Source organism: Crateriforma spongiae, from assembly GCF_012290005.1.
Classification (GTDB): Bacteria; Planctomycetota; Planctomycetia; order Pirellulales; family Pirellulaceae; genus Crateriforma; species Crateriforma spongiae.
The window spans coordinates 1-12,858 of record NZ_JAAXMS010000003.1; the positions used below are offsets into that span (position 1 = coordinate 1).

Annotated in this window: 8 protein-coding genes; 3 read left to right on the plus strand and 5 right to left on the minus strand. The window is 58.1% G+C overall.

The window, feature by feature from the left end; genetic code table 11:
- Nucleotides 1–52: 52 nt before the first annotated feature.
- Nucleotides 53–367 carry a hypothetical protein gene (locus tag HFP54_RS08080; protein ID WP_168564767.1) on the plus strand — a complete coding sequence of 105 codons (315 nt, stop codon included), beginning with the start codon at nt 53–55 and terminating at the stop codon, nt 365–367.
- A 977-nt stretch (nt 368–1,344) separates the two neighbouring features.
- Here HFP54_RS08080 and HFP54_RS08085 read toward each other — a convergent pair.
- Nucleotides 1,345–2,718 (minus strand): Gfo/Idh/MocA family protein, encoded by a 1,374-nt coding sequence (locus tag HFP54_RS08085; protein WP_168564768.1) that lies wholly within the window; start codon nt 2,716–2,718, stop codon nt 1,345–1,347.
- 268 nt (nt 2,719–2,986) lie between these two features.
- Nucleotides 2,987–4,300: a peptidylprolyl isomerase gene (locus HFP54_RS08090; protein WP_168564769.1), complete on the minus strand. Its 1,314-nt coding sequence runs from the start codon at nt 4,298–4,300 to the stop codon at nt 2,987–2,989.
- Nucleotides 4,301–4,475: 175 nt separating this feature from the next.
- Between HFP54_RS08090 and HFP54_RS08095 the strand changes: the two genes are divergently transcribed.
- Nucleotides 4,476–5,213: an RsmD family RNA methyltransferase gene (locus HFP54_RS08095; RefSeq protein WP_168564770.1), complete on the plus strand. Its 738-nt coding sequence runs from the start codon at nt 4,476–4,478 to the stop codon at nt 5,211–5,213.
- Between the two features lie 78 nt (nt 5,214–5,291).
- Here the strand turns inward: HFP54_RS08095 and HFP54_RS08100 are convergent, their stop codons facing one another.
- Nucleotides 5,292–7,313 (minus strand): LamG-like jellyroll fold domain-containing protein, encoded by a 2,022-nt coding sequence (locus tag HFP54_RS08100; protein WP_168564771.1) that lies wholly within the window; start codon nt 7,311–7,313, stop codon nt 5,292–5,294.
- Between the two features lie 337 nt (nt 7,314–7,650).
- Between HFP54_RS08100 and HFP54_RS08105 the strand changes: the two genes are divergently transcribed.
- Nucleotides 7,651–9,162 carry an MATE family efflux transporter gene (locus HFP54_RS08105; protein ID WP_235951472.1) on the plus strand — a complete coding sequence of 504 codons (1,512 nt, stop codon included), beginning with the start codon at nt 7,651–7,653 and terminating at the stop codon, nt 9,160–9,162.
- Nucleotides 9,163–9,173: 11 nt separating this feature from the next.
- On the opposite strand, the gene HFP54_RS08110 is transcribed toward HFP54_RS08105, so the two are convergent.
- Nucleotides 9,174–9,566, minus strand: coding sequence for a diacylglycerol kinase (locus tag HFP54_RS08110; protein WP_146415661.1), 393 nt, complete (start codon nt 9,564–9,566; stop codon nt 9,174–9,176).
- Nucleotides 9,563–12,799: an LPS-assembly protein LptD gene (locus HFP54_RS08115; RefSeq protein WP_168564772.1), complete on the minus strand. Its 3,237-nt coding sequence runs from the start codon at nt 12,797–12,799 to the stop codon at nt 9,563–9,565. Before HFP54_RS08115 ends, HFP54_RS08110 begins: the two co-directional genes overlap by 4 nt.
- Nucleotides 12,800–12,858: the final 59 nt, after the last annotated feature.

A 12,858-nucleotide genomic window follows, 5' to 3' on the forward strand; every position in this document is an offset into this window, starting at 1 on the left:
ATCCGACACACAGTTCGCCCAATCCTCAATTCATTAACAGCGGAGGAATGACATGGACGATCACGAAATCGGCATCCTGACATTTTTGTTGCTGGGATTTGTCCTCATGTTCCTGCCGAACGCGATTCGTGCAAGACGAAAAGGCAGCCAAAGCGAAGCCGCAGCAATTTCGAATCCCAAACCCTGGCGAATTTGGCTTGCTGTCCTTGCGTTCCTTCAGGCAATCGCATTTGTGGTCATCGCGATCGCTTGTGAAGCCGCAGGCACACACTGGATTGTTGGGCTGCTCTGTGTCAGCGGTTCATTCTTGTGCTCTGTGACTGTTCTCGGTTTATTTGGTCTGAGGCCACGGCATTTTCTGTCATGAATGACACGGCGGTTCTGTGCAGCACGCACCACGTGAACCGATGTGACAGAGCCGTCGGATAACAACGCCGTGATCCAGAGCACTCATTCACGCGGCAACTGAAATCAAAATCTTCCGTTCGTGCCCGGTTACAGCAGACGTTATCCGCACTGAAAGAGGATTCGCACTCGTGCTCAGCTCGAAATACCGACTGTCGACACTGCTATGCCTCACCACCATTGCTGCTTTCACAGTTGGGACTCTCTTGAAGTTTCATGCATTCGCACTGTTGCTATGGTGGTTAGCCTCCTTCATCGCTGCGATCGTTGGTTTCCTTCTCGGGAACGCCCGGATGCCGCGGTCGTGGACGATTTGCGCAACCATCACTTCCGTCGTTTTTTCAGTCTGGTTCTTGACCTATGGTCCTGCAACTCGACGTTTTTCCAATCGACATGCAGCACACATTTACTACACGAACGGCGTTCCCTCTAACTCATGGAGCGATACGTTTTACCACACGGTCTACACACCGATTTCTGCAAGCGTCATGTCTGCGCCCCAACCGATACAGCGTTCGGCTGCCAGATACCTTCAATGGTAGCTACCCGGGCACGCAGAGGTCGACCTGCGTGTTGATGATTCAATCGGATTCTACAGTACGTCACCTGCACATCCAGGACGTGCAATTATCTACCGGCTTTTTTGAGGCGTGAGCGACAAAGGTCAGACTCATCATTTGAACTGGACATCGTTGACAGAAAAGGCGGATCACCAAGATGCGCGCCGAAGGCCCGGTGATGCGTTTCCACAAATGGAGACGTCACCGCCGAGTCCCGCGGATGCCTATCGCTGATTCCAGTCGCCGGGGCGCAACAATCAATCGCCCTCCGGTGCGAACACGTGCGAGCCCCCAAAAGGAAAACCCCCGCGAGTTCGAAAACGAACGGCGGGGGCGGGATGTTGGATCGATGATCTGAATCTGGAGAAGAATCTTCAGGTCAGACCGTTTTGGTTTGGCCGGGGACCGCGACTTCGTAGCGCCCCTTTTCATCGGGCTGCATCGGAGCGGCGCTGTCGAAACTGGTCATCGAATCGGTGTCGGCCAGCTGGATTTCGCTGTTCAATGCGTCGTCCCATTTGACCGGCTTGCCGCTGTAGGTGGCCATGCGTCCCATGATCGCGGTCATCGTGCTGTACGCGCCGTATTCGCCTTCGTTGGGGACTTCGCCACGACGCAGTGCGCTGAACAGGTCGTGGTGTTCTTGTTGCCAGCCCTTTTCGCTGATCTCGGTCGCATCGCTTTCCCAGGCCAAGTCACCGTTGGGTTTGTAGATCCGCGCTTTACTGATATCGCAGTAGCCCTTGGTGCCGTGGACATGTTCGCTGACGCTGTTCCAGCAACCACGGATGTGACGGCACTGGCTAAGCATCTTCATGCCGTTGCCATAGTTGGTGTCGCCGTAGGTGAATTCGACCATGTGGTGGTCATAGATCTGGCCGTGGTCGATCCCGTTGCGGACTTCGCGGCCGCCTTGCCCCTGGCATTCGACCGGCGGGCCGTCCATCAACCAATTGATCACATCCAAGTTGTGGATGTGTTGTTCGTCGATGTGGTCACCGCCCAGCCAGGTGAAGTAGTACCAGTTGCGCATCTGGTATTCCAATTCACTCATTTCCGGTTTGCGTGGACGCACCCAAACGCCGGCACCGTTCCAGTAGGCGCGGGCCAAGATGAAGTCACCGATGGCACCGTTTTGCAGCCGGTCGATGCATTCGCGATAGCGGAATTCGTGGTGGCGTTGCAGACCCACCTGAACCGCCAGGCCTTTTTCCTTGGCCTTTTCATTGGCCGCCAAAATGCGACGAACTCCTGGCGCGTCGGTGGCAACTGGCTTTTCCATGAAGACGTGCTTGCCCGCATCGATTGCCGCTTCGAAGTGTTGCGGGCGGAATCCCGGAGGGGTGGCCAGGATGACGACGTCGGCGTCGGACTGCATCACATTGTCGAAAGCGTCCAGGCCGACGAAGATGCGATCGGCACAGTCGACTTGGTCTTTGTGCTTGCCTTTGATGCCTCGATAAGTCGTTTGTGCGTTGTTGTCAAAAACGTCTGCCAGGGCGACCAACTTGACTTCGCCGCCGGAGGTGCTGAGTGCTTGCATCGCGGCCTTGGTGCCACGTCCTCCACAGCCGACCAAGCCGATCTTCATCGTGTCGGTCCCGTAGGCGTGGGCACCACGAGCCACGGAAACTTGGCTGCCGGCGATCGCACCGCCGGCCAGCATCATCCCGCCGCCTTTGATGAATCGGCGTCGTGATTCTTGTTTGGTGTCGTGGTTGGCTTCGGAGAGAGATTTTTTCGGATCGTTCATAACGGCAATCGGTCAAGCGTCAAAAAGAAGGCGGTGTCGCGTCGAAACCGAGGCAGCGGTTCGTCCGCGAAGGAAGGTGGGGAAATGGTTGGGCGGGAAGACGGATTGGGGCAATCCAGTGTCCAGTCAGGCCGTAAGGGCGGGCTAGCCATCGTTGTCGGTTGGCACATGCCAGGATAACCCGTCGCCGCTTCGTCGACAAAGGATGCGACGATTCGACCGTCGGGCCGGCAATCGGCGTCGAAATCATCGAAAATGAACCTCGCCGCTAACGAGACGGGTTTTCGATGTATTCCGGTTCCGGCAGCGTTTCGGGGCGATCGATAATGGTGGCTTCCAAAATCCGATCGGGTGGCAGCACCAATTCGCCCTTTTCCTTCGGCTTGCTGGGATCGACCCGCTGGAACGTCGACACGACCTCCATGCCTTCGATGACGCGGCCGAACACGGTTTGCGAATCGGCGACCATCGGGATCGGCATCATCATGATCGCGAATCGGCGGTTGGCGGAATTGGGAACAAATCGGCCGGCTTCGGCCGGGATGCCCGCCATGACCAACGATCCCCGCAGCGGACGTCGGGCGTCGGGTTTTTGGTGTTCGTCGACCAGGAATTTTTGCGGAGGTGATTCCGCCGCGTGGCTGCACAGGGCCAACAAGTTGTCGATCACCTGCATGAATTCGGCGTCCTCGTAATAGCCGTCTTCGACCAATTGAATGAAGTGCGATACCGCGCTGGGGGCATCATCGATGTACAGTTCGGCGACGACGTCACCGTTGGTCGTGTGCAGTTTGACTTTGGGAAACACTTTGTCCGCGTCGCGCCGCTGGCGCTCCGCTTCCAAATTGAAATCTTCTTCGATCTGGTCCAAATTGATGCGAATATTGGTGTCGATTTGGGGCAGTTCTTGGCCTTGCAGGACGTCGAAGATCTTTCGCGCGACGTCGAACTGTCCCGTGCAAACCGCCGAACGCATCGCGGCTTGGAAGATGTATTTTTCATTCCGCTTGGCATCCAAGAATCGGGCGGCGCTTTCGTAGGTTGCGCCGTCGTAGATGCTGCGTTCTTCGTTGCTTTGCACCATCGTCAACGCATAGGTGGCCGCTTCGCGATAAAACGGCAAAATCGGATTGGCCAACCGGTGCGTTTGATGGATCAGCTTGCGAACCCGTTCACGACGTTTACGGAAGGTGGCTTTGCCGGATTCTGTTTGGTCGATTTCATTGCGGTATCGCAAGTACGTTTCGTTCAGGTCGCCCATCGCTTCGACCAATTCTTGATGTGATTGGTCGAATGCGGCGATTGCCTCCTGGACTTCCGGTGTTTCCAACAGCCGTTCCAGTTCGGCCAACTGTTCTTCTTCGGTGGCGTCGGGCGGCAACTGGCTTTCGATTTCCAGCGATCCGAAATCTGGCGATTCCGATGACGCGTCTTGGGTCGGTGCGGCTTCGGTCGTTTCGTCTTGGGCCGCCAGCGTTGCCGCGTCCCAGCCGAAAACAAGAATGGACAGGGCCAACAGAGCCGTCCAACCGGCGATCCGCGACGGGGTGATCATGAACATTCGGAACGTGCGACGGGGCATAGGGCGGACTCGGGGCACCGACGAAGACGATGAAAGAACGAAACGGACGGGCGGTGAAATCGGTGACGACGGGACGCGTCGCCTGAGGGAGGCGATTTGACCTGTTACGTGGGGGGCCCCGCGATGGTTTGCGCGCCCCGCAGACCTTTTCACAACCGCGGTTATACTGCCCCGAATGAGCAAGAAGCACCCTCGTCGCGGAAAATCCCGATCGTCACGCAAGTTTGATGCAGCCCAAACGGGGCATCAGGACGGCGATGCGGATGATTCCGCTGCCAAGGCACCGCGTGGCGGCAAGTCGGCTGCCAAAACACACGCGACGACTCTGCGAATCATTGGCGGTTCGATGCGTGGTCGCACGGTCCGATATCACGGCGCCGCATACACACGACCGATGAAGGACAGCGTCCGCGAAAACTTGTTCAACATCTTGGGGCCGGCGGTCCGCGGGGCCGTCGGATTCGATTTGTTTGCCGGGACGGGCGCGATTGCTTTCGAAGCGATCAGCCGGGGCGCCAATGGCGTGACCGTGGTCGAACAATCGCGGCATGCCATGACGACGTTGAAAGACTCGGCGTCTCAGTTGGGCATCGAAGACCGTTTGAACCTGATCATCGGCGACACCTTTCGTATCGCATTGAAATTGTTGGGGCCGCCCGATGCCGACACGCCCTGGATCGTTTTTCTGTGCCCGCCCTACCGAATGTGGGAAGACGAAACGACCCTGGGCAAGTTGAACCAGATGATCCGCGCGTTTCTGGAACACGCGCCGCTGGGCAGCGTGTTGGTCGCCGAAACGGACAAGTTTTTCGACACCGCGCGTTTGCCCGCCGCGGCGTGGGACTTTCGTGAATACGGCAACGTCCGGCTGTGTTTTGTCGAACCCGCGGTCATTTGTGGCATGAATCTGTAGCGGGTCGACCGTTCGCTTTGGGCCCGACCGCAGGACTGACTTGCGGCCGGGCAAAAACGCGTCGACTTCACCAACGTATTAGCGGCCGTGAGAAACCAAGTCCGCCGCTTTGCCAAGCGTTCCCATGGCTGCGGAATTGCTGTGGTCCAGAACAAAGGGGCCGACGCGTCGATCCAGGTGCATCAGCAAGACCGTTGAATCTTGCGGCAAGAATCGTGATTCGGGGGTGAAGTCCGCTTCGTAGACCGCGCCGGTCGACAAGCGAACTTCATCTAACAAGCCGACAAAGTTGCGTGTCGGATTCCCGCCCGCGTCCGGATCGGCTCCTAAGAACAACGGCAATTTGTTCGTGCGACGCTTGCCCCGGGCCGGGCGTGAATCGACCTGTTTTCCGTTGACGTACAAGCGGACTTCTTTGCCGTCGAAGACGCCGGCGATGTGAGTCCATTGGCCGATGGCAATGGTTTGATCGCTTTTGGCCGAAACGTATCGACCGTTCAAATTGACGTCGAACACGGGTGCGCCTTCGTCCATGAAGATGGCGAATTCGGAGCTTTGGGTTTTCGCGATCACGGCGTTGTAACCGGCGGCTTCATCCAACCGGCACCAGCCTTCGACGGTGAAGGGACCGTCGGGCAGTTCGAATTCATCACTGGGGATGCGAACCGCCGACTGCGGCGTCTGCACGCGCAAAGCCAAGTCTTTGCCGGCGGTGAAGAAGTCAGCGGGCACAGCGCTGACCCGCAAAGGCAAGGGTTGGTCGATGGCGGGCAACCGGATGCGGGTGGTTTCGCCGATCAGATCCAATTCGGTGCGAACCGTGGGCATGGTCAGGGTTTGCATGCTGCCGGCCGGTCGGTTCACGTTGAACGTGAATTGACGCGATTGTCCGGGCGCGATTTCGTAGTGTTGGTGATCCAAATCGGAAGTCCAATCGCGAGACGGACGGTCCGGTGAACCGAACACCAGCGATCCCTGCAGCGGTCGCGTGGTGGTGTTCTTGATCGCATATGTCAATTCACCACTGGCGCTGCCGTCGATGTTCAGTCGCAATTCGCCGGACTGCAACGACGGGCGAACCGAGCGAGCTTGATCCACGGTCGCCAGAAACTCCGGCGTGAACTCCTTGGGGTCCATCACCGAACCGATCGGCAATGATGCGACGCTGATGTCATCAGGGCGAACGGTGACCATGTTCAAGTGATGTAGGTAACCGGCACCGGGAATTTCCGCCGACAGGTGTCCGCCCGTGGTGGCCAAGGTGTAATAGGCAATGCCGTCGATCGGACCGTCGAATCGCATGTGGTGGATGTGGCCCGCGAAAACGGCGGTGACGTTTCCGGCGGACTTCAGCATGTCATGCACGACGTCCCAGTTGCCGCCGGTGTAGCCGCCACCGATCCAACGTGGATGGTGCAGGAACAAGAAAACGTGATCGGCGTCTTTGTGGTCTTTCAACGCTTTTTCCAAGAACTCCAATTGCTTGTCGGACATCTTTTGCAGACGTCCTTGATTGAAAGCCTTTTCATTGGTTTCCGGATCGCCTTCGTCGCTGTACAGGACGATGAAGCCGGCGTTCTTGTGTTGAAACGAATACCACAGCGGCCCAAAGTGTTTTTCGTAATTGGATTCGTGATGGCCTTGGGGCGGCGCGTCAGGTCCGCGCCAATACACATCGTGGTTGCCCGCCACCGGATACCACCGCATGTTTAGCCGGTTCATGATTTCTTGGTACTCGGCCGCTTGGTCCAACCATTCATGCGTTTGGTTGTATCCTTGGATCAAGTCGCCGACCGTCATGACCAAATCGGGATCCAACAGATTCGTGTCGACGACCGCCTGTTCCAGCACCTTCAATCCTTCGGGCACGCCACCGGTTCGGTCGCCGTAAACCACAAAGTGAAAAACGTCATCCGCTTGGACCGGCGGCAGGCTTTTGGCGGCCGGGCGCGTGGTCATGATCGCTGCCGACGCATCGGCGACGTGCGAGTGATCGTGATCATGGCCGTCGTGGCTGTGACCGTCGTGTGCCGATACCGGCGTGATGGCGTGCACCAGCCCAAGGCATAAAACGAGGGAAAGGAACGCGTTGGATCGCATCGAATTGGCTCTTGGCAGGATGGAATCAAGTCGTCGTGGACTGTCAAAGAGGCCCACGGGATGTTCAGATTGAAGGTGGCCGCAAGGTCGCGGGTATCATGCGCGAACCCCGGCAGGTCGACAACGATCTGAAAGGGATCGGCGCGAAGAAGATTCAGTGAATTCGCACCGCAGGACCCTCGTCTGGGGTCCATGTTAATCGTCCCACAGGTGCCACGTGTCACAGATGGGAAAAGCGTGGTCTAAAGTCTTTGGCCGGCATGCCGATGGGACCGTTGACGATGCCGGCGTGCAAAACCGAGGATCGCCGGGCGGTCGGAACAGTCGTTTCGCGATCATGAAAAGCATGGAAAAGGATGCAGCGGTGCCAACGGAGTTCACCGACCAGGTGCAGCAGGTCCACGAATCGTCGGAGCTGATCGATGTCGTTTCGCCCACCGGCGAAGTTCGATCCGGCGATGTTGCGCCCGACCCCGGTGATCCGTCGACCGACACGTTGGGCCAGGCCATGGCCGAAGTGATTCGCGTGGCGATGCCGCTGATGATCAGCACGGGCACGTTTTCGGTGGTGCTGTTTGCCGATCGTACGTTCTTGCTGTGGTACGACGGTGCGGCGATGAGCGCATCGATGGCTGCGGGCAATTTGTTCTGGACGCTGATCTGTGTTCCGGTCGGCGTGTCGGGCATGACCGGCGCCGTCGTCAGCCAGTACGTCGGCAGCCGACAACGTGAAATGATCGGTCGCTTTCTATGGCAGGTCGTTTGGTTTGCTTTGGCCACGTTGCCGCTGTTCGGTTTGATCGGAACGCTCGCGCCGACGTTGTTTTCACTGACCGGTCAACCCGCGGGCTTGATCGAATTGGAATCGGCATACCTTCGGCTGCTGATGTGGGGGGCCGGAGGGATCGTTCTGGAATCCGGTTTAAGCGGTTTCTTTGCCGGTACGGAACGGACGCACGTGATCATGTGGGCCAGTATCGCATCGGGCGTCGTGAATCTGGTTTTGGATTGGATGTTCATTTTTGGAATGAACATGGGGCCGCTGCAAATCGAAGCGATGGGCATCATCGGTGCCGGTTGGGCCAGTTTGATCTCGTTCTGGTTCAAGGGCGGGTTGTTCGCATTCTTGTTGGCACGGCCCAAGTTTCAGGAAAGCTATCGGATTCTGGCCGGCATCTCTTTTGATCCCGCGTTGATCCGCAAGTTGTTGTTCTTCGGTTTGCCTTCGGGATTGATGTCGTTAACCGAGGCGGCTGGGTTCACCGCGATCGTCTTGCAAATCGGACAACTGGGGGACTTGCCACTGCGAGCGACCACGATGGCGATCAATTTCAACATGATCGCTTATGTCCCGTTGGTCGGCGTCGCGATCGCCGCATCGGTCCTGGTGGGGCGGCATTTGACCGAAAGTGGTCCGTCACGAGCGGTCAAATCGGTGGCCGGGGCTCTATCGATCGGTTGGATCTATTCGATGGTTTGGGCGGTGTTGTACCTGGCGTTTCCCGATCAACTGCTGGCGCTCTATCAGTGGGGGGACGCATCGGAAGATTCGATGGTGGCGATATCGCTGGCGCGGAACTTGTTGGGGTTCGTCGCCATTTATGTAATCGTCGATGCGACGCAATTGATCGTGGCCGGATCGCTTCGAGGGGCCGGTGACACTTGGTTCGTTTTGCTGTCCGGATTGTTTGCGTCGATCATCGCTTGCAGCATCGGCATCGTTTTCGAACCGGAAACGGGACGGCTGACTTGGTGGTGGTGGGTTGTCACCGGGTGGGTGTTCTTGCTGGCCGCATCAATGGTGGGGCGATTCTTGCAAGGACGCTGGAAATCGATGCGGATGGTGTAGGCGTTTTCTGTTCAGGCGGCTGCCACCCCGACGACAAATTTCCACAACGGCCAGCCCAGCAGGCAGATGCCCACGGCCACCGCGGCAATCGATAAAACCAAGACCGCGCCGGCGGCCATGTCCAGCGCGCGGCCGATCCGCGGATCGAAGCTGGGGTGCACCGTGTGAACCAACGCCTCGAAGGCGCTGTTGGCGACTTCCGCCGCGATCACCACGCCGACGGTCAGCCACAGAATCGCCATGGATGTGGCGGGCAGACGCAGTGCAAACGCCGTCATCAAAACCAGAATGCCGGCCGGAAAGTGGACCCAAAAGCTTTTCTGTCCCCGGACCGCGACGCCGATACCGCGGCTCGCGTCGGCAAACTTTTGACGCCATGTAGATCGTGAATGGGGATCGGTCATTCCAAGCCCTCCACACCTGGCGGCGGAATCAGTTGGCCACCCACACGGCCTCGACCCGTCGGGAAGAATCGCGGCAGAACGAAGAAGTTGAAGCCGACGTTTTCTCGTCCGGCGTCCACCGTGACCTCGAATCCCGTCAAGAAAGATTCACCGATGCGAGTCAGTCCGATCGTTTGTCCGACGTTACCAACGTCGGCAAAGTCATAGGTGGATCCCGCGCGGACGATCCACTTTTCGTTCAAGCGATAATCCAATGATGTCCGCAGGGCTGTGCTGGTCACCGGTCCATCGATGTTGATCAACCCCGCATAGACATCGCCCAAGCCCGGTCGGCTCATGCGTATGCCACCGCTGATGCTGCGCAAACCATCGTCGAAGAAATCGATGTAGCCGTCGCTTAGCAATGAAACGCGATCGCCCAGGTGAAAGCTTGCGTCGTACGTTGTCGGTCCGACCGTTTCGCCATAATTATCACGATCGGCGTCGGGCATCAGGATGGTGTCGATGTCCAACCGCAAGATGTCCGTGATGCGTTCCCGGCCCGGCAAGCCACGTCGTGTTTGGAATCGTTGGTGAACCCCCAAGCGAATCTGTTGCTGGTCGGCCACCACCACATCACTGGGGCTGGTGACGTAGCGTTGGATCCCTTGACGGAATCCATAATCGCGCGGATCGAACTGTGCCGGTAACACACCGCCAAATTGATCGATGATGAATCGACGGCGAAATTGTTCCTGTGCGTTGTCATCGAGCGAATCGTAGTACGGCAAGTCGTCAAAGTTCGCGTCGCTGTCGGCATAAAAGTATTCGCCCACCCATTCGATCTTGTGGGCCAAGCCGCGGACATTCAGCAACGCGCTTTGAATCGTCGGATCGATACGGTACATCGGCAAACTGGCTCGGACGCCCGCTTGTCCGGTCAAACGTGTCAGCGAATCGCCGTTGATGTCTTCGCCGAAATACGTCGCATCGCCACCGACAAAGGGGCTCAGGTTCAGCGGACCCAAGTCCAGCGGAACGGACAATTCGTGTCGCGTTGATGCGATCAAGCCTTGCGCATCGACTTCACCCGGCAGTGTCGTCATCGATGCGGCTTCGACCGGATCGACCGGCGTGTCAGCGATATTCAAATCGACGTAGCCGACTTTGTTGTTCATCGTCCACGTCAACGCGTTGCCCAGCGGCGAAAGTCCGATCGCATAGTGTTCCAGGACGGGCAGTTGCTGTGTTTCTTTGAAGAAGTCATTGACTCTTGCTTCGACGGACAAATCCAACAATTGGCTGCCGCCGTAACGACGAAGCCTTGCACCGGTGGTGTAGTCTTTTTGCTGGTCCCAATCGCTTTCAAAGTATTGTTCCAAGAAATTGCGATCGCTGATGTAACCGACCTCGGCGATGAATTCCCAGCCGCTGTTGAACGTGTGACGGTGTTGAAGCCAGGACTTGCCACGCCAAGTCTTTTCCGGCGTCAAGTCACGGCGGTCCTGCCCCAGGGTGTCCAGGCCCGTGTCGTGAATCAGATAGCCGTCGGTTTGTCCACGAACATGTCCGGGGATGCCAAAGAAGCTGGTGCGGTCATACGTGGTGCGGGTGCCAAACGCCGGGCCACGGTCACTGAGGTAGTCCGTTTTGATGCGCACATCGACGCCGTCCGGGGCCGAGTCGTATCCCAGCAGTTGGAACAGGTCCCATTCCAACATGACCTGTGTTCCGAAGATGTCATCGTTCTTGAAATTGGCCCCGGTCAGATACAACGGCGGCTTGCGGATGCTGGCGCTTAAACGCGGCCAATAGAAAACCGGAACGCTGCCGAAGTAAATGAAGTTGTCGCGGCTGGAAACGTACGAATCGGTCGCCTGGATCGTTTGATTGGTGATCGGGTCGACGGTGGTCCGCAAACGCTGGCGAAATGACAATTGATCGCTTTGCAGCCAATAGCGCGGCACGCCCAGACGGCTGGTCGTCACCGCGGCACCGAACGCTTGGAAATTGCCTTCGGCGACCTGCTGCAGCACATCCGCTTTCAATCGCACCACGCCCTGGTAATCGGGAATCGTGCTGATGGCTTCGGCGTCCAGCACCATCCCGGTTTCCTGGGTCACGTTGTAATACATCGATTCGGCATAGATGATCCGGTCTCCTTGCCGAAACACGATGTCGCCTTCCAGATACAGCTCCAAATCATGGGACGTCATGTCAGCGCGGCCTTGCATCAAATCATTCAGCAAGGGCGTCCACGCGACGATGCGATGGGCGGACAACGAGATCGTGCCGAGGTCCAGAAACTGTCCGCCGGGTAACTGGGCTTGGACGTCGCGGATCAGAACGGTGGCTCCACCGCGGGCGACCCAGACCTCTTCCCCCAAGGCCGGACGCGGAACGTTTTGAATCGAAAGTGGGGCGGCGGGATTGCGTGAAACAAACTCGATTTCGTGTCGACCGTCGGCCGAGAAAATTCGAAATTGTCCTTCGCCGTTTTGAATTCGCGGCGCATCGGGCAGCGTCGTCTGGTTCGGCACCGGGGTGCCCACGCCGGGCGTGCCCGGAAAACTTGTGGCCGGGGGCGGCACCAATGTGGGCCCGAACATCTGGTCCGGCAGCGAATCGGGAACCGGAAGCGGCGATGCGTATTGGGCTTGCCGAACCCCACCGTCGCCCGTTCCCGAGCCTTCGGCGGGCGATTCCGAATGACCTGCCAGACGAAGATCACCCTGGTTGGATGACGATTGAGGCAATCGTACGTCGGGCCAACCACCGGGAAGGTGTGACGCCAATGCGGGCAGGTTTTGCGGCACCGGGATCGGAGTAGGCGATTGAATTTGGGGTTCCAATGCCGAATAAATCACGCCCGAAAGCGGACCCGTTTGCCCGCCTTTGCCGTCGGAAACACCAGAAATTACGAATCGCGTTCGGACGCGCCCGGGCGGACCATCGACGACCAACAGCACCTGATCGCACAGATAGATGCGGTCTTCGAACATCAGTCGACAATTGTCTCGCAGCCAGCTGATGTCGGCCCCGCCGCGATTCCATTTGGCGATTCGGTCGCCATCGACTCGGGGCGGCTGTCGCGAGATTTGTGGTGCCGATTCATCCGTGGTCGCCGCGTCGGATGCCGGGAATTGGGCGGTCGCGGTTCGGGACGCGGGACCGATGCCTGAGAGTGCCAGCATCAACCCGCAGATCAGGGTCAATGCGGTTGAAAGCCGTCGTCGGACCTGCGCAGCAGACATCCCGGTCCGGATCTGCTTCCTGCATCCGAAACGGGCGAGACATTCAGCGGTGGCATCCG